Source organism: Halioxenophilus sp. WMMB6, from assembly GCF_033283405.1.
Lineage (GTDB): Bacteria > Pseudomonadota > Gammaproteobacteria > Pseudomonadales > Cellvibrionaceae > Halioxenophilus.
In genome coordinates, this window is the sequence record NZ_JAWMQR010000001.1 from 1,139,085 (window position 1) to 1,162,634 (window position 23,550).

Sequence of the window (23,550 nt, forward strand, 5' to 3'; positions counted from 1 at the left end):
TGAACCGTCCCTTACAAATTACGAATACAAATACAACCCTAGGTAACCGTCAATACGACCATAGGCCTAACGATCAAAGGGCAGTAGGTTAATTACTGAGGCAAGCAAATACTTAAATGATCGACCCGATGCGGATTGTGCTACCGACGACAAATACAATTTTTATTAAAAACGCTTAGATAATAACTGAAATTTTGAATAGAGACACTCGATTAAAAATAACGCAGGCTAACAATACAGTCACCTTCTAGCGAATAGACAACGCATTTGTTCAACAAACTTGAGCAATGAGGCAGAACAATATCCCCGCCAGGCGGTAATAGTGGAGCAGACAGATAAATCAGACTAGCCGAGGCGCAATGTCACTACAGCAATCGGTGGGTATGGCAAGGTGGGTATGGCAAGGTGGGTATGGCAAGGCAGGTATGAACATGCTGGTACACGAGCTTCGCACTAGCTATAAACAAAAACGGGAAGCATTGCTTCCCGTTCTTGCCTGCTTCTATTTTACAGTGATAACACAATGGCCTTCACTTTTAGAAACTGTAACGAACTGATGCACCAACCGTACGGGGAGCACCATAGGTGAACGCCGTCCAGCCCAGTGAATCAATCACGTTCAAGCCACCGGCCACGTACTCTTCGTCGGTAACGTTGTTCGCGTAAAGGGCAACATCAAACGCTGAGCCCATAACACTACGCCAATCCGCTCTCAAGTTGAATACGGTATAACCATCAACTTCAGAAACGCTCTTGGCAATCGCCAGGTTCTCGGCAGTCCAGTTCTGAACAGCAGCCTGCTCGTCATAGACGACTGCTGTTTCATCAGTGGTCATTTCGGTTTGCCAATAGCCACTGGCTGACAGTGATAGATCACCGAAGCTGGGATCGATTGGCAGATAGTAGTTAACTGACACAGTAGCAGTTTGCTCTGGGATATAGACAAAGTCACTGTCAGACAGATCAACTTCCTTGTCCCAACCTTGGTCAGAAATCCACTCGTCGTAACCAGCATCGACATACGAGTAAGCAAAGCTCATCGTCAGGTTATCAGTTACTGACGCCACGATATCAAACTCGAGGCCAGCAATAGTGGCTTTTGCCGCATTAACCGTTACGACTCCAAAGCCGGTACCGGCAGTTGTGGATTGGCTCTTCTGGATATCTTTGTAATCCTGCCAGTAGATAGCAAGGTTAGATCGAACCGGCACGGTAGCAATACGCCAATCGGCTTTGTGGCCAATCTCATAGGTGATAACGGTCTCTTCGTCAAAGGGCTGCAGAGTTTCGTTATCAAAACCACGGAGATTGATACCACCAGCCCGATAACCGGTAGAAATACTGCCGTACAACAGATGGCCTTCGGCGGGCTTGTAGTTTAGCGAGGTCCGCCAAGTGGGGCTGCTGTAGGTTTCGCTCTCTGTACGAGCGCAGTTATCATCCGGCAGTAGAACACCGTTCTCATCAGACACAGCACAAGTTAATGCCGCTATATTACCAATCGCAGTCCGGTATTTAGTGGTAACTTCCCGCTTATCAGAGCTGTAACGCAAACCTACTGTCCAAGACAATTGATCGGAAAAGTTATAGGTACCTTCACCAAACAGACCAGCAGCAGTATTTTTAACATCACCCTCCGGAGCTGACTGGAAAATGGAAAAGGTGCTTGGACTTGGCGCAGCTATAATTTGCACCAACCCGGTTTGAGAACCTTTCATCTCATAAACGTAACCACCAACAATCCAGTCCATGGCGTAGTCAAAGGCAGATCCAACCAACTGAATTTCGTCACTGAACTGTTCTGACTCACTGCTTATTTCATCGGGATTAAACGTGGGTACCAAGCCGCCGGTTTCGCTACCAAACATTGGCAAAGCAGTACCATCAGCATCGTTCGCACGATTCCATTCGACATTACGGTAGCCGAAAATATTTTTAAAGCTGAGATCAGCGGTAAGCTCAACCTCGGTTACATTCGCAACAACAGTGTTCTCAATCTTATCTTTACCAAGAACATCGGTAGCGATTTTAAACGCATCATCCCGGGCTGCTTGTTCATCAACGGCCTGTTGGGCAAGGTTTACACCATCCTGTGTGTAGAAGGCACCGATCAAAAATCCAAGATTTGTACTGCTGTTATAGGCTGCGGGAACAGGAACCCGGGAGAACATATCATTCTGTCCCCAATCCAGGGTCAGCAGGTTACTGAAACCGTCAGTTTCAAAATTAACACCCAAACGCAGCGCTTCGGAATCTTCATCCCAAAAATCTTCATTAACCAGATCTGAACGAACGTTTTCCTGATAACCATCACGGGTGACCTTACGGCCAGACAGACGAAATTGGAGGTTATCATTTACGGGAATATCAACAGCTCCTTCGGCACTCACCAGATTAAAATCGCCTACCTTGCCTTCGAAATAACCGCCCAGCTCGGTACCGGGTCGCTTTGGTGTAATTAACAGCGCACCACCGGTACTGTTACGACCAAATAGAGTACCTTGCGGACCTTTCAATACCTGTACGTTGGATAGGTCATACATACCCAAGTTAGTACCGAATGACGGGGTCATTACGATATCGGCAAAATAGATGGGAATAGCGGCATCCAAACCGAGAGTTGAATCGGTGGGGCGCTGGCCACGAATCGAAATAACCGGTTCGTTGGTGGAGGTACCACCGTTGGATACACGTAACGACGGCACTTGAGTCCCCAAATCATTCAGCTCGGTAATGTTTTGGTTACGCAGGTAATCCTCCCCCATAGCCGTAACGGCCACAGGTACTTCTTGCAGGTTCTCCTCACGTCGGCGAGCAGTCACTACGATCTCTTCAAGAACTCGCAGTTCTTGTTGCGCTGCAACATTAGCAACATAACCAAAAGAGGCTGATGCCAGGGCAATGCAGATTAATGAACGTTGAAATGTGGTGTTTGGCAACTGAAATGAAACAGCTTTCATTATAATTATCTCTCTCCAAAGATTTTTGGACATCCGTGTGGCTTGCGCTTGCATAACAAGAGAGATGCCCGCTCTTTACACGCACGAAAGCCAACTATCTGAAGAACATAATTGACCTGCGTGCCGAGTAAGGCCACAGCGGAGTTATTGTTGTGATAGGTTATTGCTGAATTAAAGTGATATAGAAATTATATTTCTTATACCTAAAAAGTTGTCCCGCTTTTCGCTAATCCGGGCAAGACTGAATATCACAGCCTTATAAGATTACCTAATAAGAAGGCCTATGGGAACAAATAAATTGCTGTAACCATAGGCCTAAGGTCAAATTTTTATCAAATTTGAGAAAGCGGTAAGTTAACCTGCTGCTTTGGCTTTTTCCGCGTGGTGGGCAAACATCTTCATCAAGTCACCAGAGGTAATTCGCCGCGGCTCTTCACCGGCAGCCAAAGGCGATTCGCCACCGGCTGATTTTGGTGTGGTATCAACACCGGCCGCAGCAGCCTGTGCACGCAATGCAGCAACCGTTAAATCCTCACGTTTATTGTGCTTGAACAGATCAAAGTTGAAATAGTTCATCGCATTAAGGTGAGTGATTTTGTCGATTTGCACATCGGTCAAACCTTTCAAGGTTTTCCACAAGAATTCGGGAACCTCGGGCCACAAAGTATCGGAGTGCGGATAGTCGCACTCGTAAGCGATTAGGTCTTCGTTCAGATATTTGAGGTTATCCAGACCAAATGCATCATCAATGAAACAGCTCATGAAATGCTTCTTGAAGATATCGCTTGGTTTCTTGCCTTGGAAGCTGGAGTGGGTCCAGGCTTTGTGCCGTGAGTGGCTGAAATCGGCACGTTCCATGAAGTAAGGAATCCAACCAATACCAGATTCAGACAGGCAGATTTTCATTGAAGGATAACGTTCAAAGGCGGACAACTGCAGCCAGTCAGCGGCACCAACACTGCAAGACATCGGCATGGTGGTAATCCATGCTTCAATGGGGGTTTCCGCAGAAGCATGAGGGGCCGGGTTACCTGCACCAATGTGCAAACAGATAGTAATATCCAAATCTGCTACGGCTTTCCACAGTGGTTCCCAATAAGCGTTGTGAATACTGGGTAAACCTTGAGTCGTTGGGTTTTCATTCAAAGAAACCGCAGTACAACCTTTGGCCGCAATTCGCTTCAATTCAGCTACCGTTGCGTCCATATCCCAAGTGGGCAGAATGCCACAGGGAATAAAACGGCCAGGATGCGCACCGCACCACTCATCAATGTGCCAATCGTTGTAAGCACGCAGGTGAATTAAAGCCAAGGCTTTATCGGGAGCTTTATGGAAGCGACCACCGTCAAAACCAACTACGGTACCGAAGTTGAGTGAAGCAGCAATGCCGTTGACGTTCATGTCGCCGACACGGGCATCAACGTTGTATACGCCTTGACGCATCTCTTCCAGAGAGTTTGGCTCCATTCCATACTCTTCCAGTGGACGACCAACAACGGCATTCAGACCAACCGATGGCATGAACATGCCTTGGTAAGTCCAGAAGTTTTTACCGTTCTCGTCCACGCCAAATTTTGGAGCTGTTGCCAAATGCTCTTTGGACAGGTGCTTGTCAAACATGTCTGGGGGTTCGGTGATATGGTCATCTACGCTGATGATCACAAGATCATTCATTTCCATACTATCTTCCTCATTCGGCGGTATGTCAGGTACCAGATTATTCTGGCTTGTGAGTGATAATTCAACTATCGAGTTGATTTGTTTTCATTATCATTTGCGATAACCAAAGCAGCGAGAGGTTCTAAATTTTCTACGCTGAAATCGATTATTTCGCCAATTCTTACAGCAGTTACAGCACGTTCAGGTTGAAAGGTATAACAGTTCGGCGGCATGGCTGTAGCATCCGACTGATCAGCCATTGGAATAGTTCTGCCGTGCGCGATCATGAACGCCCAGCGCAACAATTTAGCGGGCTCTTTTAGCTCGCTTTCCAGACTTTCAATCCACGGCGTCAACCGATCCAAACGGCCCTTCATTGCCTCTTCGGGTAGCTCAACAACAAAGCTTCGCACATGCCAACGTAACAAAAGTTCACCATCACGGTGAACTTCCCCAAGACTCAACCCCGTTTCATCTGGGTCAGAGATTAGGATATCGTAAATAAATGAACTAGCCGCTATGTAATGGTTGCCGGCCAACAAAGCCAAATCGTACAAATGCGTGCAGTTCTGCTTCTTACTACCCAGACGATCAAAATCCGTAAGGCTCTGCCCGATAAATGTTTCAGTCGCTTTCTGCTGCGCACCTGGGCAGGTAGTCCATGGAGCTCTGATTATTTCAGCCGTTACCGTTTGCGCAACGCCATCTTTATGTTCAATGAACAATTTCATGCAGTGAAAATCATCTTCCACTGCCACACGAATCGACAATTCATCAGGCTCTATGGAAAAACGCCGGCGAAATCCGGATACCGAAGCTACCGGCGTCTCCAATGAAAAAGGCATTAATCGCGGGCTAACAACAACGCAGTGGCCAGAGGACCGCCGCCGGAGGTTGCGATAGCCACCTTCGGGTCACCCTTAATTTGCCGGGCACCCCCCAAGCCTCGCAACTGCACAACAGCTTCATGGGCAAAACCAAAGCCGTGCAACCGCCCAGCGCCAATTTGGCCACCAAAGGTATTCAAGGGCAGTTCGCCATCCAAGGCGATACGCTTGCCACCTTCAATAAATTTACCGCCCTCGCCAATTTCACAAAAGCCCAACGCTTCCAGCCAGGTGAGTGCCAGGAAACTGAAGCCATCGTAAAACTGAACAGTGTCGACATCCTTTGGCTGGTAGTCGGTCTGTTTCCATAGATCCGGGCCAGTGGCATAGGAAGCCATCCACTCGGCTTGATCCCAGCTGTGGCGATGCACACTACCCGCCATTGCGGCCAAACGCACAGGAGTGCACTTAATTTCATCCAAAGCCTCACCCGCCGAAACAATGATAACGGTGGAGGCATCGGTGTATCGGTCGCAGTCAAATAGGCAGAGCGGCGAAGAAATCATGCGCGCCGACATGTACTCATCTAAAGTTAACGGCTCACGCACCAACGCTTTAGGGTTAAGTGCGGCGTTAGCGCGATCGGTCAAGGAGATTTGTGCTAACTGCTCGCGAGTTAGGCCATATTTTTTTACGTGGCGCATCGCATACTGTGCGGTCCAGTTGGCTGCCGACATAGCACCAAAGGGCGCGAACCACTGCGAATAACTATCGACTCTATCGCGCTTAGGCATAGGGTATTCGTCAGGCTTGGTAAATGCCGCCGCCTCATACACCGTGCGATAGCAGATAACATGGCGAGCCAAACCGGCTTTAACAGCCGCTGCCGCAGCAACCACCGCACCCAGCTGAGAGGTGATCTCACCACCGCCGGCATACCAAGTCGCTTTTATACCCAGCGCATCAATTAAATCGTCTGCACCTACCGGAGAAAAGCCTAGCATGGCGGAGGCCCGCCCTGGGTAGGTGGAAACGCCATCAATTTGTGATATCGACAGCCCCGCATCCGCCAGAGCCTCTTTAACCGCATCTACCGTTAACAGCAACGGATGCCGTTCTAATCTGACACCAACTTCAGACTGACCAATACCAGTGATATAAGCTTCGTTCACAGCGATCTCTTATTTTATTTATTCAACTTTTTCAAATAACGGCACGTAGACATCATCGCGCTGCTCAAAAACAACACGCACACGATCACCCACATCAACCGTCTCCGGGTCACAGCCAATAATATTGGATGTGAGATAAACCCCCGGAACACCGTCGAGCTTAATTCGGGCGATGGCGTAAGGCACCTCCGCCTGTGGATGCCACTTTTGATAATTTACGGTAAAGGTCTCTACTACACCGGTACCTGCAACTGCCTCTGGCACTACGTTTTCAGATAGACAGTGGCGGCAGACTGGCCTCGGTGGGTGAACAAACCCCTGACAATCCTGGCAGCGATGAATAAAAAGTTTACCCTCAGCGCCGCCTGTCCAGAAGGCGCGATTCGAAGAGTCCAGCCGCGGAAGAGGTAAGATGGACATCAGTTACACATCCCACTTCAGATAAACTTCTTCCGGCCCCCAAACGTGGCCGCCATGGTAAACAAGCGGTTTATCAGGGTCCAAACGGAACTCCGGCAGACGAGCCATCAACTCTTCATAGAGGATATTAAGTTCGATACGAGCCAAGTGAGAACCCAAACAGCGGTGCGGGCCAGCACCAAAGGCAATGTGCGCTTTACCTTCACGATCGGCATCAAAATTTTCAGGGTTTGGATACTCACTGGCATCCAAGTCGGCCGCGGGTAAGAAAAGCAGAGCCATCTCACCTTTTTTCATTTTGGCACCCTGGAATTCGTAATCTTCAGCCAAGAAACGAGGTGGCAAGGTGAAGGTGTAACGACGCAGCATCTCTTCAGTGGTTGCGGAAATTTTTTCTGGATGGGCACGCAATTCAGCCTGCAATTCTGGGTGGGTCGCTAAATGAACAGCACCCAACGCCATACCATTAACCACGGTATCCAGCCCCGCCGTAAACAACATAACAGCGTAGTTCTCGATATCGTACATGGTGGCTTTTTCGCCGTTAAATTCTGATTGCCATAACATGGAAATCAAGTCATTTTTTGGGTTGTCTCGGCGTTCGACGATAGTATCGTGCATCACATCGGCGACCTTGCGTAAGCGCGCAGTAATAGCTGCGGAGTCGCGATCAAGACTGGAAAAATGTTCTTTCACCAGGTCCCGGTATTCGCGCTGGCGCTCAACCGGCAAACCGAACATTTCCAGGAAAACGGTTACCGGCAACGGCTCGGAAATCGCATCAACAAATGCACACTCGCCTTTATCTTTAACCGCATCAATTAACGAAGCCGCCAATTCGCGAATTTTGCCCTTCAACTCATTCATGGCTTTGGGAGAGAAGGCCTTCTGCAACGGGTTGCGATAAATTGCATGCTGGGGCGGATCAAACGTAATGGGCGCGGGAATAAATGGCTTTACAGCGCCCTCAGGCAAAGAGGCTAAAATCTTTTGCAGGTCATCGTAGGAGATAGGTGAGTTACTGAAGTGATCAGTATCACGTGAAGCTTCAAAAATAGCGCTGTGGCTGGCCAAAATCCAATGACCGCCTTGGCGCGGCGTCCAGAATACGCCAGGCGCATTTTTGGCAATATCCAAGGCTCGATTGTGAGCGTTTTGAGTCATCGCCTCGTCGGCAAAATAATCGAAATCATAAACCAGGGAATCGGCCACATGCTCAGGCTTAGGCACGGCGGGAGTTAAAGTCGGTTGAGTCATGGATTGCTCCTTCTTATATATCGGCCAGCGCAAGCGCTGGCCTTATTGTGCTCATTAAATTCTTTCACTCTATTCCGATGATTTAACAAGCAAGCTATTACGAAATAACTACTTCGCGTTTGCCATCATGGCCGTCAGATCTACCTGACCGGTGGCGACACCACCGATAAAGCCACCATCAACGGGCAGAGCAACACCATTGATGTAACTGGCTGCGTCACTGTTCAAAAAGACCAGCGCGGTAGCCTGCTCTTTCGGCGTGGAGGGACGACCAATTGGCTGCATCGCGGCATCGATAACTTTTTCGCCGGAAGCTTGCTTGAAGTGACTCATCATGGGGGTTTCGGTAGGCCCAGGCATGGTGCAGTTCATGCGGATGCCTTTTTTGATCAAATGCGCAGCATTGAGCATGGTCCAGACGATAATCACTTCTTTTGAGAAGGCGTAACCCTCTTTCACTTCATCCATGTGTGCTTCACACCATTGAATGGCTTCGTCGTACCCTTTCTGCTGAATTAATTCCATGATCACTGGCACTCGACGACTCCAGCCCATTCCACCATTGGAAGAGATACTAACGATAGAACTGCCTTCGGCCATTAACGGCAGTACCGCTTCGGTAACGTAACGGGTACCAGCAAAATTCACACGCATTACGTCCAGCGCTGGCGCTGTTTGCGGCAGGCCCGCACAGTTAAACAACGCATCGACCTTGCCACCAATCTTGGCAACAGCAGCATCGATGGTAGCGGGATCACGCAGATCCACCTGAGTAAAGGAAGCCAACTCCAGAGCGGTTTCTTTAAAATCCAGACCGTGCACTTCTGCACCCTGCTCTACCAGGATTCGAGCAGTGGCTTCACCCATACCGGAGAAACAACCACTAACAATAACGCGCTTACCCTTATAGCCTAGGAAGTCCATCTTTTATCCTCTGTTTGCTTACGCAATGTAATTTGTAATTGAGATACCTGCTTCGAAGAGCGCAGGCGTGCGATTTATTCTTCTATTATTTCAATAATTTTTTCGGGACAGGCTCTTGCACCGCGTCGGGCCAAAGCCTCCATGCCGGGAGGAACATCGATTTCGGTCACTGCGATGTAGCCGTCGTCGTCCAGCTCAAAGAGCGTTTCAGAGATTGCTGCACAACGGGCATTGCCAACACAGCGGTCCTTATCAATTCGGATTTTCATTATTTTCCTCCGATTTATTATTGAGTAGCACTAAGATCTGCGGGACGCTGGTCAACCGGGCAGATTTTGATTTATTATACATCAATGCTGTTCAATAGCAATAACAGGCCACGGCATGTATCATTATGAGAACACCGTTCTAACCCGCATGATTACTGGGGGTTAGCAGGTTTGCCCCATACCCTACCCACGCGTAAAAATAGAAAAATGCGGACTTAGGGCGACAGCCAATTATTTGGTTAAAACGGCCAATAAAAGGGGCTAACCTAGTCACACCGCCCTGCTTCAGACGGAGGAACAATAACAAGATGGCACTTTACACTACCCTACATTTGCACAATGTCAGCAGCGGCAGTGAAGCGGCTTATGGCGACTGGTTTGATGGGGCTCACCAGGCTGAGCTCGCCAAGCTGCGCGGGTTCGTCAAATCTGAGCGATTTGAAGTTACCCCCGAACAGATCATGCCGGATATTCCCCAACCATGGCGCTACATGACTGTCTACGACTTCGACACCAACACCCCAGAGATCGACCTCCCGGCGCTGGCACCACTGCTGGCCAATGTCCGCGACCAAGGGCTTATCGCCACCGACACCGCAGAGCGAATTTACACCTACAAGCTGTTAGGCGACTGGAAATACAGCCCCAACTATCAAGCAGAGCAACCCTTGTCTGGCATGAGCCTGATTTTGGGCAACTATGTTGCCGGCCGTTATGACGAATACCAGGATTGGTATGAAAACGTGCACAGTGTCGAGGTTATCAATGTTCCCGGCCATGTCGGCATGAAACGCGGCGAGCTGTGCGACATTCAACTAGAGCCGCGCCACTACTGCCCCGGCGACCAGCTAGTGCTGTGTGCCCAGCAGACCGATAACCTGATGTTCACCCTACGGGACTTCAGCGCCCGCGCCCGCGGTGTCAGCCCCAGCGGTATCGCTATGGAACCGCGCTCACAGTCCGGCTCATTCGCACGCACAGTGCACTACTTCAAAAAGTCCAGCGGCGACAAGTTCTGGCCCGGTGGCATTGCCTACGGTGGTGACCTCAGCGCCTACGACGAAAAAAAATAAGATCAAAACCGAACTAACAGCGCTTGCCAGTAACCACTGGCTCTGTTGCAAGCTGCCCCTAAGGGAGAACCAAATCCATGTCTAAGGTAATTGTCATCACCGGTGCAGGCGTTGGCCTGGGTCGAGCCATCGCCAAACTGTTTGCCGGCGGTGGCGACCAGGTCGTGTTACTGGGGCGAACCTTCTCCAAAGTTGAAAATGCCGCCGCCGAGATTGGTGATGCCGCCATGGCCCTGCAGTGCGATGTCGGCGACCCGGAAAGCGTCAACCAAGCCTTTGCCGCCATTGCTGAGCGCCACGGCAAGGTTGATGTACTGATCAATAACGCCGCTGTGTTCGAGCCGTTCCTACTGCAAAACGCCACCGACCAACAGATCTTCAGCGCCCTCAACACCAATGTCGCCGGCCCCATGTTCTGCATCCGTGCCGCCATTCCCCTTATGAGTGGCGGCGCCCACATCATCAATATCACCAGTGAATCCGTTGAGGTGGAACTGCCGCACCTGTCGGTATACCAGGCGACCAAAGCCGGTGTTGAACGGCTGACCAAAAGCTTGCATCTGGAGCTGGAAAGCAGCGGTATCCGCGCCACCTATGTGCGTGCCGGTGCCATGTATGAAGAGGGTAAAACTTGGGAAGCCAATCCCGAAGACCAAATGGCCTTCGGCAAGGCCGCCATGGAGCGGGGTTTCAACCTGCGCGAGCGCCCCATCACCCAGTTCGACTCTGTCACTCAGCTGATACAAACGCTGGTCAACCTGCCCGCAGACCTACACACCGTCGGTGTGCATCTGCACGCCCGCAGACCCGTTTAACGAGGCGCAAACCGCACTATGAGTGAAACTTACGATTTTATCGTGGTTGGCAGTGGCGCCGGTTCTCTGTGCGCCGCACTGCTGATGCGCGACGCGGGCAAAAGTGTACTGGTTCTGGAAAAGACCGACCTGGTGGGCGGCACCACGGCTGTCTCTGGCGGTGTTATGTGGATCCCCAATAACCGCTACATGAAAGCCGACGGCATTGCCGACAGCCCGGAACAGGCCATGGCCTACCTCAATGCCATCCACAGCGATGACGACGGCCCCGGTGCCACCCAGGAGCGCCGCCAGGCCTACGTTGAAGAGGCACCACAAATGCTGGAGTACCTCATTGGCAAAGGACTTACCTTTCGCCGGGTACCCACCTGGCCTGACTACTACCCAGCAGAAGGCGAGTCGGAAGCTGGTCGCACCGTGGTGTCGGAACTGTTCAACCTGAAAGAGTTAGGCGAATGGCAGGCAAAAACCCGTCCGGGCTTCCTGCCCCTACCCGCCTACCTGGAAGAGGCCATGGAGCTGCCCAACATGAAGCGCTCCTGGAAAAGCTTTAAAACCCTGCTCAAGATTATTGGCCGCACCCTGGGCACCCGGTTAACCGGCAAGCACTACGCCACCGCCGGCCAGGCACTGCAGGGGCAACTATTGTTAGCCGCCACCAAAGCCGGGGTAGAGATTCGTACCGGCGCCCCAGTCGAGCAGTTGGTGGTAGACCAAGGGCGTGTGGTTGGCGTGGTGTGTGATCAAACCGGAGCAAAGCAAACCCTTACCGCCAAACTTGGCGTGTTGTTAAATGCCGGCGGTTTCGCCAAGAATCAGCGCATGCTCGACCAGTATGTCACCGGTGCCAAAGCCGAGTGGTCCGGGGTTATCGAGAGCGACACCGGCGACATGATTATGGAGGGGATGCGCATCGGCGCCTCCGTGGCGCAAATGGAAGAGCGCATCGGCTACCCAGTCACCGTGCTGCCCAACAAACCCAATACCCCCACCTTTATGCAGGGCGACCTGGCCAAACCCCACGCCATACTGGTAGACCAATCCGCCCAGCGCTACATGAAGGAGGCGGCCTCCTACATGCAGCTCTCTAAAGGCCAACTGCAGCACGCCAAAGGTGCCGCCGCCATTCCCAGCTGGATGATTTTCGACAGCCAATACATCACCACCTACTGGCTGGCCGGCACCACACCCGGCACGAAAAAACCCAAAGAGTGGAGTGAGGCCGGCTTTTTGAAACAGGGCCAAACCCTGGCAGAACTAGCCGCCGCCTGTGGCCTCGATGCCAGCGCCCTCACTGCCACTGTCGAGCGCTTCAACGGTTTTGTGGCTCAGGGAAAAGATGAAGATTTCGGCCGTGGCGACCATATCTACGACAACTGGCTGGGCGACAACCTGGCCCAAGGGTCGCACACCTTGGGCGCCATTGAGCAAGCGCCCTTCTATGCCGTACCCATCTACCCAGGCGACGTCAGCACCTATGGCGGCCTGGTAACCGATGTGCGCGCTCGCGTGTTACGCGAAGATGGCTCCGTCATCGACGGCCTTTACGCCACGGGCGTGACCACTGCGTCGGTCATGGGTGGCAAAGCACCGGGCGCCGGGGCCAGTATCGGGCCATCAATCACCTGGGGTTACATCGCCGCGAAACACGCACTCACCACAGCTGCTGGCAACTAAGCAGTGACAAAACAGAATTCAAGATTAACCGCCTTCGCGTGCAGACAGCGCGATTACTAAGTAGGAGACAACTAATGTCCAATCTTTCCGACGCCTTGTTGTATATCAATGGTGAAATGCGCCCTGCCAGCGACAACAAGTATTTTGATAACACCAATCCCTGGACCGGGGAATCCTGTGGTAAAGCAGCAGATGCCACCGCCGCCGACGTCGAAGAGGCAATCGCCTGTGCCCGTAAAACCTTCGACGAAACCGACTGGGCAACCAGCCACGATGAGCGCTACGCCAAGGTCTGCAAGTTTGTTGAAGTAATGCTCGCCAATCGCGAAAAACTGGTAGAAATCTCCCGTCTGGAAGCCGGTGCCGCCATTGGCGCTGCCGCCCGCGCACAAATCGATGGCGCCCTCAATGGCGCCAAAGATCTGTTGGTGTGTTACAAAGAGGTTAAGTGGGAACTCGACCGCGGCGTTAAAAACGAGATGGGTTTCGACACCAAACGTATCGTTCAACACGAAGCCATGGGCGTGGTTGGTGCCATCACCCCCTGGAACGTACCTTTGTATGTAAACGTCGGTAAGGTTGTTGCCGCCCTGCTGGCCGGTTGTACCGTTATTCTGAAACCTGCGCCCGATACCCCATTGATGGGCTCCATCATGGGCGAACTGGCCATTGAGGCCGGCCTGCCTGCCGGTGTATTCAATGTGATCACCTCTTCCGATCCGGCCATGGCCGGTGAAATGCTCACCACAGATCCACGCGTGGATCTGATCTCCTTCACCGGTTCCACCGCCGTCGGCAAGTTGATCATGAAAAACGGCGCAGAATCCCTGAAGCGCGTATTCCTCGAGCTGGGTGGCAAATCTGCCTATATCGTACTCGACGACGCCCCCGAATTTGCGCGAGTGGTGATGAGCTCCATGGTGGTCTTCCACGCCGGCCAAGGTTGCGCCTACCCTACCCGCCTTCTGGTGCCCAAAAGCCGTTATGAAGAGTCCGTTAAAATGTTGGAGATGGCCTACGCCGGCTTCGCCGACAAGTGGGGCAACTTCGAAGAACCCACCTGCATCATGGGCCCGGTGATCTCCAAGAAGCAGATGGACCGCGTGCTCAGCTACATCGAAACTGGTAAGCAGGAAGGCGCCCGCCTACTGGCTGGTGGGAACGCCCGCCCCGACAAGGGCACAGGCTACTTCATTGAGCCCACCTGCTTTGTCGACGTCAGCAACGACATGCGTATCGCCCAGGAAGAGATCTTCGGCCCAGTGCTGGTGGTAATTCCTTACGAAGACGACGCCGATGCCGTGCGTATCGCCAACGACAGCATCTACGGTTTGGGTGGTGCGGTGTTCGGTTCCACCGAGCGCGCCCTGGCGGTCGCCAAACAGGTCCGCGCCGGCGCGCTGAGCGTTAACGGCGGCATGAGCATCACCGGTGACCTCCCCTTCGGTGGTTACAAACAGAGTGGTATGGGCCGTGAGTGGGGCGTTGAAGGTATCGAGGAGTTCCTCGAAGTCAAAGCCATTGGTATTCGCGTCTCCTAAACCCTAGCAACACCCAGCAACAGCCCCTCCGTTATGGTGGGGCTGTTACTGTTTGCCTGCCTTCAGGCACCCGAAGTACCCGCACCGTCGTGTGCACATAACTATAAATTAATAAAAAGTTGTCGCCTTCAGCGGCAGCCACTCTTCGCCACAATGCAAGTAGCAAATCCCCAAAACAACCTAAAAATAGGAGGGAGCGGGATATGGATGCCTACCGCGCATTGCTGAGTACCGCCCAGAACGAAACCGGCTTGTCAGATTTTGGTGACCAATCCTTTATGGAGGGGTTGCAGATCCTGGCCAGCGCCTTACAGAACGAGGCCAAGTTAAATGCCACCGGCGAGCACCTGCTCACCGGCCGCATCGTCAGCAGCCTGAAAACCCGCCTGCAGGTGGAGGATTGGTATAAGCGTCACCCGGAAATTGACCAGGAGATAATCAAAGCGCCATTGATTGGCATCAGCTTACCGAGAACCGGCTCCACGGCACTCTCCTTTTTGCTGGCCGAAGACCCCAACGCCCGCTCGCTGCGCTCGTGGGAGTCAGCGCAACCCTGCCCGCCGCCCAGCACCGTTAAAGGTGTCGACCCGCGCCTGGGCATCGAACACAGCCGTCCCAAAGGCGCCCAGGCCCATGTACCCTCCTCGGTAACCGGCCCGGCCGAGTGTCAGGAGCTGATGGCTCTGGATTTCAAAAGCCAGATCTATCTGGCCTTTGCCCAGATACCCAGCTACGCCGCCTGGCTGCAAAACGCCGACCTCACCTCCACCTATGAGTATGAGAAGCGGGTATTGAAACTGCTGCAGTGGGGTTATCCGACCATGCCCTGGCGGTTAAAAGCACCGTCCCATCTGCTCTATATGGAGCACCTGAATGCGGCCTTCCCCGATGCCAAGTTTGTGATGACCCACCGCGACCCTACCGACGTCATGCTGTCGGTGGTGCACCTCTACGCCGACTACAACAGCAAGCTGAGTGACGATATCGACCTGCACTACCCGGCCCGGCTCAATATCGAGACCTGGTCTGAGGGCATTCGCCGGGCCATGGCCTTCCGCGCTAACGGCAATGACCACCGCTTTTTCGATATCGACTTCCGCACCATGCAGCAGGACCCCATCGGCGAGGTGAAAGCCCTTTACCAATGGCTGGGGGAGCCGGTCAGCGAAGCCTTCGAAACCGGCATGCGGAACTGGTGGGCAAACAATGCCGAAAACCGCGAGGTGCTGGCCAAACCAGACCCAGCCACTTATGGCCTCGACTTAGAAGCGGTGCGGCCCCTGTTTGCCGAGTACACCCGCAAGGCCGCCGTTTGGACCAAACGCTAAGCCTCTAAGCAACACTTGGCCGTGACAGCCCCACGGTTCGGCCGGAACCCTGTGCAAAGGAACATCCAAATGATTGATAGCTCTCTCAGCCTAAGTGATCGAGTAGCCATTGTGACCGGTGGCGGTGCCGGTATTGGCCGGGCCATCGCCCTCGCCTTTGCCGCTGCTGGCGCCAAACTGGTGATCGCCGATATCGAACCGGTACGCTGCGATGAGGTGTGCGGCGCCATTAGCGCCAGTGGCGGTGAAGCCCTGGCAGTACCCACCGACGTCACCAACAGCGACCAGATTCGCGCCATGGTGGATAAGAGCGCCGCCCACTTTGGCCGCATCGATATACTGGTCAACAACGCCGGTGGCGTCAGCCTGAAGCCCTTTATGGACCAGTCCGAGCGCTCCTGGCACCGCCATATCGATATCAACTTCGTCAGCGTGCTGGCCGCCACCCAGGCGGTGGTACCCATCATGATTGCCGGCGGATGCGGTGGTGCCATCATCAACGTCACCAGTATCGAAGCCTCGCGGGCCGCCCCCTATGCCGCCGTCTACGCCGCCAGTAAGGCCGCCGTGGAGAACTTCACCCGCACCATGGCGCTGGAGCTGGCCGAGCACAATATTCGAATGAACTGCCTGGCGCCGGACTACACGGTTACCCCGGGTCTGCGCGGCAACATCAAAGGCCCGGTCGACCCAAGCCAGTGGTACACCCCTCCGGCCGAACAGGAGGATGCCTCGCGCCGGCGTATTCCCGCCGGGCGCACCGGTGAAGCCAGTGAGTGTGGCGATGCGGCACTGTTTCTGGCGTCTAATATGGCCAGTTATGTCTCCGGCACCGTGCTGCGGGTCGACGGTGGCAGCTGGGCCTCATCCGGCTGGGCGCGCAACAAAAAGGGCAAATGGACGCTTACCCCAGAGATCTGATTCAGCGAATCGACAACGAGATTAATCACTATGAAAGTCAACGCAATTCTGCCCTTCGACCACCTGCACGCGCCAGAGGAGTTCGTCACCCCGGAGGCGGTGGTCGAGATCGCCCAATTGGTTGAGCAGTTGGGCTACGACGGAGGCAACGTCACCGACCACCCCTGCCCCTCCGGCAAGTGGCTCGACAACGGTGGCCACTACGCCCAGGACCCGTTTGTTATGCTCTCCTTCGTGGCTGCGGCCACCACAACCCTGAAGCTGCAAACCGGCATTCTGGTGCTGCCCTACCGCAACCCGTTTATCACCGCACGCTCGGTGGCCACGCTGGATCACTTCTCTCGGGGCCGGGTGGTACTCGGTATGGGTGCCGGTTACATGAAAGGGGAATACTACGCGCTGGGGGTCGATTTCGAACGCCGCAACGAGCTCTTTGATGAATACCTGCAGGCCCTGAAAGCGGCCTTCACTGGCGAGGACTTCAGCTTTGAGGGGAGCGGCTACTCGGCCCGCAACTGCCGTATTCGCCCCACCACTGTACAGCGGCCACACCCCCCACTGCTGGTGGGTGGCAACGCGCCACGCGCCATCCGCCGGGCCGCCGAACTGGGCGATGGCTGGTACCCGTTTTTCACCCACCCGACCCTCTCCGCCACCGCCCGCACCTTCTCCATCGCCAGTATGGAAGAGCTGGCCAAGGGTATAGAGTACCTGCACAACCACTGCGAAAAGATCGGCCGGGAAACACCGCCTTTCGTTATGACCGGTAGTCTGAGCATTCCCGGTGAGAACCTGAGCAGTCAGGGTTATATCGACCGCCTGGGCGAGTTAAAAGAGCTGGGCGTGATCGGCTGTTGCTACGCCGTGAAAGGTGACACCCGAGCTGAATGGAGCGACGATGCCCGCCGCTTCGCTGAAGATGTTCTTGCCAAGATTTAGGAGCCAGTAGTATGAGTCAACATTTAAAAATTGGTTACAAGGCCTCCTCCGAGCAGTTCGCCCCTACTGAACTGCTCAACTACGGTGTTATGGCCGAACAGGTTGGGTTGGACTCGGTCTGGATCAGTGACCACTTCCAACCCTGGCGCCACACCGGTGGCCACGCCCCCTTCTCACTCTCCTGGATGGGTGCCCTCGGCGCCAAAACCGAGCGAGTGATATTGGGCACCAGCGTGCTCACCCCAAGCTTCCGTTACCATCCGTCGGTCATAGCCCAATCCTTCGCTACCATGGCCTGCCTCTTTCCCGGGCGCCTGGCCCTGGGGGTTGGCACCGGAGAATCACTCAACGAGGTACCCGCCAGCGGCTTGGAGTGGCCCGAACAACGGGAGCGCACCCTGCGCCTGAAAGAGGCCATCAAATTGATCAAGCAGCTCTGGGCCGAAGAGCGACTGGACTTCCAGGGTGACTACTTCCGCACCCAGTGCGCCACCATCTACGACCGGCCCGAGACGCCAGTACCCATTTATATTGCCGGTGCCGGCCCGGTAATGGCCAAATTTGCCGGTGAGATTGGCGAAGGGTTTATCTGTACCAGTGGCAAGGCGTGGGATCTATATCAAGACAAACTGTTGCCTAATGTCGCCGCCGGGGTGGAAAAATCCGGGCGTAACGCCGAAGATGTCGATCGCATGATTGAAATAAAGCTCTCCTTTGACAACGATCGCGACCAGGCCCTGCAAGACACCCGTTTCTGGGGGGCGCTGGCGCTCAAACCAGAAGAAAAAATGAACGTCGAAGACCCTCTGGAGATGGAAAAACTGGCCGATGCCCTGCCTATCGAACGGGCCGCTTCCCGCTGGATTGTCAGCAGCGATGCCGACGAGGTAGTGGAGCGTGTGCGCCCCTATGTGGAGATGGGCTTTAGCCACCTGGTATTCCACGCCCCCGGGCCCGATCAGGCGCGCTTCCTGAAGCTGTTTGGCGAGCAGGTGGTGCCTAAGCTGCGTACTGCCTTTGCGTGAGGATCACTTGGAAACCTGGGCCATAGTTCCACTGAAAACGGTCAGCCAGGCCAAAACCCGGCTGGCCGGCACGCTCACCGAGCGCGAACGCCAGGCGCTCTACCAGAGATTGGCCAGTCGGGTACTGCAAAGCCTGGCCAGCTGCCCGGCCGTCACTCGGCTGGTGGCGGTCACCCGCTGCCCGGTCATGGCCGAATTGGCCATCGCCCTGGGGGCGACCATCTGCCATGAGTCCACCGATCGCGGCACCGCGGCGGCTTGTGCCCACGGCCTGCGGCAACTGCCCGCCAGCGCCCAGCGGGCCCTGCTGATCGCCGCCGACCTGCCCTTCTGCGACGAACAGGCCATCAGCCAGCTGCTGGAGCGGCCAGAACCGCTGGTACTGGTACCCGACCACCACCGCTGCGGCACCAATGCCCTGCTCTGCTCCCCGCCCAGATTGATCGAACCCGCCTTTGGCCCCAACAGCCTGAACCTGCATCTGCAGCAGGCCGAGCATCTCAATCTGGAGTGTTACACCATGCACCCGTCCAAGCTCAGCTTTGACCTGGATACCCCCCAGGACCTGGCCAACCTGCCCCACAACTGGTCTGCCGAAGCCAATATTGAGGTCGCTTAATGTCCCGCTCTTGTCTTAGCCGTGCCGAGGCGTTTGCCCTGGAACAGATCACCGACTGGCGCGCTCTAGCCCCTCAAGCGCAAGTCGTTCGCAACCAAACCTGGGGCAACCGGGTGAGCTATTCACGCAAGGTATTCATTCCACTCACCCAGCTCTGCCGGGATGTCTGCCACTACTGCACCTTTGCCCACACACCCAATGCGCTGGCCCGAGCCTACCTCACTCCCGAGGAAGTGCTCGATATTGCCCGCGCAGGCCAGGCGCAGGGCTGCAAAGAGGCACTCTTTACCCTGGGCGACCAGCCCGAGGCCCGCTACCGGGTGGCCCGCGAGGCGCTCGAGGAGATGGGCTTTGAAAACACTCTGGCCTATCTCGCCCACGTTGCCCAGTTGGTATTGGACGAAACCGGGCTGCTGCCCCATCTCAACCCGGGGTTGATGAGTGCGGAGGATTTCCAAAAGCTAAAGTCGGTCGCCCCCTCCATGGGTATCATGTTGGAATCCGGATCAGAGCGGCTCTGCCAGAAAGGCGGGCCACACTACGGCTCTCCCGATAAACTGCCCGAGCGTCGCTTACAGAGCCTGCGCCTGGCCGGAGAAGCCAAGGTACCCATGACCAGCGGCATATTGATCGGCATTGGCGAAACCCGCCGGGAGCGGCTGGAATCGCTCTGGCAGCTGCGCGAATTGGCCGAACAGTATGGCCACCTGCAGGAGGTGATCGTACAAAACTTCCGCGCCAAACCGGGCACCAAAATGGCCGCAGCCGCCGAGCCCGGCATGGACGATCTCTGCTGGACCATCGCCTGCGCGCGCTTGATTCTGCCGCCAGAGGTGAGCATCCAGGCACCACCCAACCTCTACCAGGGCGATCTTACCGAACTGATTGCCGCCGGCATTAACGACTGGGGTGGCGTTTCACCGGTCACCCCCGACCACGTCAACCCCGAAGCCCCCTGGCCCCACTTAGCCCACCTGGCAGAGGAGACCGAACGCGCCGGTGCGGTACTGGTGGAGCGGCTCACCGCCTACCCCCGCTTTGTCCAGAATCCCACCACCTGGCTGGCCGAATCGGTGCAACCGGCGGTACTGCGCCTGTCCGACGGCGGCGGCTGGGCCCGGGTCGGCCAGTGGTCACCGGGCAGCGAGCAGAGCGCCAATAGCGATGACCTAGCCGATATCTCGGGCCGGGCACCGGGCGGCACGGCCATCCCCCAGCTGCTGGCACGCCTGCAACAGGGCGAGGCACTCAGTGAGGCCGAAATCGCCGAGCTGTTCACTGCCCGCGGCGAGGATTTCACCCGTATCTGCCAGGCCGCCGATAACCTGCGCCAACAGAGCGTGGGCGCTAGCGTCAGCTTCGCCGTGGTGCGCAACATCAACTACACCAATATCTGCCAGTACCAGTGCCGCTTCTGTGCCTTCTCCAAGGGGCGCGCCCACGAAAACCTGCGCGGCGAACCCTACCGGGTGGAGTTGGATGAAATTGCCCGCCGGGTGCGCGAAGCCTGGGACCGGGGCGCCACCGAAGTCTGCATGCAGGGCGGCATCCACCCCGACTTCGACGGCAACACCTACCTGGAGATCTGTCGCGCCGCCAAGGCGGCGGTGCCCGAGATCCACGTGCACGCGTTCTCGCCGCTAGAGGTGGCCCACGGCGCGCAAACCCTGGGCTTAAGCGTGGGCGACTATCTGCGCGAACTGAAAGCGGCGGGCCTCGGCTCCCTGCCCGGCACCGCGGCCGAGATTCTCGACGACCAGGTCCGCAGCCTGCTGGCGCCGGATAAGATGCCCACCGACGAGTGGCTGGCGATCGTCCGCCAGGCGCACCAACTGGGGCTCTGCACCACCGCCACCATCATGTTTGGCCATATCGACGGCTACCAGCACTGGGCCAGGCATCTGCAGAAAATTCGCACCCTGCAGGCCGAAACCGGCGGCTTTACCGAGTTTGTCCCCCTACCCTTTGTGCACATGGAGGCGCCCATGTACCTGCGCGGCAGAGCCCGCCGCGGCCCCACCCTGCGCGAAACCCTATTAATGCACGCCATCGCCCGCCTGGTATTGCACCCTCTCATCACCAATATCCAGGTCTCCTGGGTGAAACTTGGCCCACAGTGGGCCCAGCGCTGTTTGCAGCTCGGCGTCAACGACCTGGGCGGCACGCTGATGAACGAGTCGATCAGCCGCGCCGCCGGCGCCAGTTACGGCCAGGAGCTCCCCCCCGCCGCCATGATCGAGCTGATCGACGCCCTGGGCCGCAGCCCCAGGCAGCGCAACACCCTCTACCAAACGGTGGCAGAGGCAGACCAGCAACGGGCGCTGCAGGCGGCGGAGCTCATCGCCACCAGCCACACCCCCTTGCGCAGACAGCGCCCCCACGCCGCAGCTGCTCAACCGGAATCGGAGTTACCCCTTTGAGTTTGAGTTTTCACCCCTTGCAGGGAATTCCCGAGGTCGTTAGCGGCGACGACCTGGCCGGCCACTGTCTGCAGGGCTTAGCGGCCAGCGGCTTGTCACTGCAGGCGGGCGACGTGCTGGTGCTGGCGCAGAAGATCGTCTCCAAGGCCGAGGGTCGCAGCGTCGCCCTGGCCGAGATCACCCCCACTCCCCAGGCCCTGGAGTACGCCGAAATCTGCCAGAAAGACGCCCGCCTGGTGGCGCTGATTTTGTCGGAGGCGAGTGAGGTGGTGCGCGCCGTACCGGGTGTGCTGATCGTCCGCCACCGGTTGGGCTTTGTGCTGGCCAACGCCGGAATCGATCAATCCAACGTGCCCGGCAGCGGCCAGGCACTGCTGCTGCCAAAAGAACCCGACCACTCCGCGACTCAGCTGCGCGAGCAGCTGCAGCGGCGCACCGACATAGACTGTGCGGTCATGATCGCCGACAGCTTTGGCCGCCCCTGGCGCATGGGCGTGTGTGGCACCTGCATTGGCGCCGCTGGTCTCTCGGCCCTGTTTGACCTGCGCGGCGCCTGCGACCGCGAAGGCCGGGAGATGGTGGTCACGCAACAAGCGGTGGCCGACCAGCTCTGCGCCACCGCCACCCTGGTGGGCGGTGAAGCCGACGAGGGCACGCCCATCGTTTTGATCCGTGGCCTCGATCCACGCTACCTGGCGGCAGATGGCCGGGCCACCGATCTGATTCGGCCAGTGGCACAGGATCTGTTCCGATGAGCGACAAACACTATCTGGCACTCTCCGGCGGTGTCGGCGGCGCCAAACTGGCCCATGGTCTCGCCCAAGTATTGGCCCCGGAGCAGCTCACCATCGCCGTGAATGTGGGCGATGACTTCGAGCACCTGGGGCTGCCTATCTGGCCCGACCTCGACACCGTCCTCTACACCCTGGCCGGTATCGCCAACCCTGATCAGGGTTGGGGCCGGGCCGATGAGAGCTGGCAGGTACTGGACGAGCTTAAACAGCTGGCCGGCCCCAGTTGGTTTTTACTGGGCGACAAAGATATCGCCCTGCACCTGGCGCGCCGCCATCTGCTCGACCAGGGGTTAGATGCCAGCACCGTCGCGCAAAGCCTGGCCAAGCGTCTGGGTATACACCAGCGGGTGTTGCCGGTCAGCAACGACCCCCTGCGCACCCTGGTCGAAACCGACGAGGGGTGGCTGGAGTTTCAGCGCTACTTTGTTGGTCGCCGGGCAGAGCCCACCCTGCAGAGCCTGCAGTTTAAAGGTGCCCAACAGGCCCAGCTGGCACCGGGTGTTCGCGAGGCGCTAACCCACCCCGGCCTTGCCGGCGTGATCCTCTGCCCCTCCAACCCCTACCTCAGTATTATGCCGATGCTGGCCGTGGCCGAGCTTAAAGAGCGGCTGCAGACGTTAACGGTACCGGTAGTTGCCGTCTCCCCCATCGTGGCCGGAATGGCTTTGAAGGGTCCGGCTGCAAAAATCATGGCCGAGCTGGGTGTCGAGCCCAAGGCCAACACCATCGCCGAGCTCTACCACGACTTTGTCGACCTCACTCTGGTGGATAACGCCGATGCCGAGCTGGTGGCCGGCGACCGGCGCTGCCTGGCGACCGCCACCGTCATGAAAACCGTTGACGATAGAAAAGCGCTGGCCCGGCAGTGCCTGGCCGAAATTGAGCGGCTGCAACAGTGCTGAGTTGACTG

Annotated in this window: 20 protein-coding genes and 1 pseudogene; 12 read left to right on the forward strand and 9 right to left on the reverse strand. The window is 55.9% G+C overall.

Annotated elements, in window-relative coordinates:
* Positions 1 to 536: 536 nt before the first annotated feature.
* The 9 genes and pseudogenes from SBL51_RS04840 to SBL51_RS04875 form a co-directional block, all read right to left on the reverse strand.
* Entirely contained in the window at positions 537 to 2,960 is a 2,424-nt protein-coding gene (locus SBL51_RS04840; RefSeq protein WP_317929585.1) for a TonB-dependent receptor, read from the reverse strand.
* A gap of 354 nt (positions 2,961 to 3,314) precedes the next feature.
* Positions 3,315 to 4,640 (reverse strand): amidohydrolase family protein, encoded by a 1,326-nt coding sequence (locus SBL51_RS04845; protein ID WP_317929587.1) that lies wholly within the window; start codon positions 4,638 to 4,640, stop codon positions 3,315 to 3,317.
* Positions 4,641 to 4,705: 65 nt separating this feature from the next.
* Positions 4,706 to 5,464, reverse strand: a complete 759-nt coding sequence (locus SBL51_RS04850) for a hypothetical protein (RefSeq protein WP_317929589.1) — start codon at positions 5,462 to 5,464, stop codon at positions 4,706 to 4,708.
* On the reverse strand, positions 5,464 to 6,618 hold the full coding sequence (locus SBL51_RS04855; RefSeq protein ID WP_317929590.1) for a thiolase family protein: 1,155 nt from the start codon (positions 6,616 to 6,618) through the stop codon (positions 5,464 to 5,466). The genes SBL51_RS04850 and SBL51_RS04855 overlap by 1 nt, the downstream gene beginning before the upstream one ends.
* 18 nt (positions 6,619 to 6,636) lie before the next feature.
* Entirely contained in the window at positions 6,637 to 6,882 is a 246-nt protein-coding gene (locus SBL51_RS04860; RefSeq protein WP_317929591.1) for an OB-fold domain-containing protein, read from the reverse strand.
* A 12-nt stretch (positions 6,883 to 6,894) separates the two neighbouring features.
* Positions 6,895 to 7,038, reverse strand: a pseudogene (locus SBL51_RS23270) (zinc ribbon domain-containing protein); the annotation flags it as partial.
* A 3-nt stretch (positions 7,039 to 7,041) separates the two neighbouring features.
* Complete coding sequence (locus SBL51_RS04865) at positions 7,042 to 8,250, reverse strand: cytochrome P450 (RefSeq protein ID WP_317929593.1); 1,209 nt, start codon at positions 8,248 to 8,250, stop codon at positions 7,042 to 7,044.
* A gap of 153 nt (positions 8,251 to 8,403) precedes the next feature.
* A complete protein-coding gene (locus SBL51_RS04870) occupies positions 8,404 to 9,219 on the reverse strand; it encodes a coniferyl-alcohol dehydrogenase (protein ID WP_317929594.1) in 816 nt (271 codons plus the stop codon).
* A 74-nt stretch (positions 9,220 to 9,293) separates the two neighbouring features.
* Positions 9,294 to 9,488 carry a ferredoxin gene (locus SBL51_RS04875; protein WP_317929595.1) on the reverse strand — a complete coding sequence of 65 codons (195 nt, stop codon included), beginning with the start codon at positions 9,486 to 9,488 and terminating at the stop codon, positions 9,294 to 9,296.
* A 308-nt stretch (positions 9,489 to 9,796) separates the two neighbouring features.
* Between SBL51_RS04875 and SBL51_RS04880 the strand changes: the two genes are divergently transcribed.
* The 12 genes from SBL51_RS04880 (at position 9,797) to cofD (ending at position 23,542) form a co-directional block, all read left to right on the forward strand.
* Positions 9,797 to 10,561: a hypothetical protein gene (locus SBL51_RS04880; RefSeq protein WP_317929596.1), complete on the forward strand. Its 765-nt coding sequence runs from the start codon at positions 9,797 to 9,799 to the stop codon at positions 10,559 to 10,561.
* A 77-nt stretch (positions 10,562 to 10,638) separates the two neighbouring features.
* Positions 10,639 to 11,376: an SDR family oxidoreductase gene (locus SBL51_RS04885; protein WP_317929598.1), complete on the forward strand. Its 738-nt coding sequence runs from the start codon at positions 10,639 to 10,641 to the stop codon at positions 11,374 to 11,376.
* 18 nt (positions 11,377 to 11,394) lie between these two features.
* Positions 11,395 to 13,053, forward strand: coding sequence for an FAD-dependent oxidoreductase (locus SBL51_RS04890; protein WP_317929600.1), 1,659 nt, complete (start codon positions 11,395 to 11,397; stop codon positions 13,051 to 13,053).
* Positions 13,054 to 13,127: 74 nt separating this feature from the next.
* Positions 13,128 to 14,594, forward strand: coding sequence for an aldehyde dehydrogenase family protein (locus SBL51_RS04895; RefSeq protein ID WP_317929601.1), 1,467 nt, complete (start codon positions 13,128 to 13,130; stop codon positions 14,592 to 14,594).
* A 203-nt stretch (positions 14,595 to 14,797) separates the two neighbouring features.
* Positions 14,798 to 15,922, forward strand: coding sequence for a sulfotransferase (locus SBL51_RS04900; RefSeq protein ID WP_317929602.1), 1,125 nt, complete (start codon positions 14,798 to 14,800; stop codon positions 15,920 to 15,922).
* A 69-nt stretch (positions 15,923 to 15,991) separates the two neighbouring features.
* Positions 15,992 to 16,843, forward strand: a complete 852-nt coding sequence (locus SBL51_RS04905) for an SDR family oxidoreductase (RefSeq protein WP_317929604.1) — start codon at positions 15,992 to 15,994, stop codon at positions 16,841 to 16,843.
* A gap of 30 nt (positions 16,844 to 16,873) precedes the next feature.
* Positions 16,874 to 17,782 carry an LLM class F420-dependent oxidoreductase gene (locus tag SBL51_RS04910; RefSeq protein ID WP_317929605.1) on the forward strand — a complete coding sequence of 303 codons (909 nt, stop codon included), beginning with the start codon at positions 16,874 to 16,876 and terminating at the stop codon, positions 17,780 to 17,782.
* Between the two features lie 11 nt (positions 17,783 to 17,793).
* Positions 17,794 to 18,807, forward strand: a complete 1,014-nt coding sequence (gene fgd, locus SBL51_RS04915) for a glucose-6-phosphate dehydrogenase (coenzyme-F420) (RefSeq protein ID WP_317929606.1) — start codon at positions 17,794 to 17,796, stop codon at positions 18,805 to 18,807.
* Positions 18,800 to 19,426 carry a 2-phospho-L-lactate guanylyltransferase gene (cofC, locus tag SBL51_RS04920; protein WP_317929607.1) on the forward strand — a complete coding sequence of 209 codons (627 nt, stop codon included), beginning with the start codon at positions 18,800 to 18,802 and terminating at the stop codon, positions 19,424 to 19,426. The genes fgd and cofC overlap by 8 nt, the downstream gene beginning before the upstream one ends.
* On the forward strand, positions 19,426 to 21,846 hold the full coding sequence (gene cofH / locus SBL51_RS04925) for a 5-amino-6-(D-ribitylamino)uracil--L-tyrosine 4-hydroxyphenyl transferase CofH (protein ID WP_317929608.1): 2,421 nt from the start codon (positions 19,426 to 19,428) through the stop codon (positions 21,844 to 21,846). Before cofC ends, cofH begins: the two co-directional genes overlap by 1 nt.
* On the forward strand, positions 21,843 to 22,601 hold the full coding sequence (gene cofE, locus SBL51_RS04930; RefSeq protein ID WP_317929610.1) for a coenzyme F420-0:L-glutamate ligase: 759 nt from the start codon (positions 21,843 to 21,845) through the stop codon (positions 22,599 to 22,601). Before cofH ends, cofE begins: the two co-directional genes overlap by 4 nt.
* A complete protein-coding gene (gene cofD, locus SBL51_RS04935) occupies positions 22,598 to 23,542 on the forward strand; it encodes a 2-phospho-L-lactate transferase (protein ID WP_317929612.1) in 945 nt (314 codons plus the stop codon). Before cofE ends, cofD begins: the two co-directional genes overlap by 4 nt.
* The last annotated feature ends 8 nt before the right edge of the window (positions 23,543 to 23,550 follow it).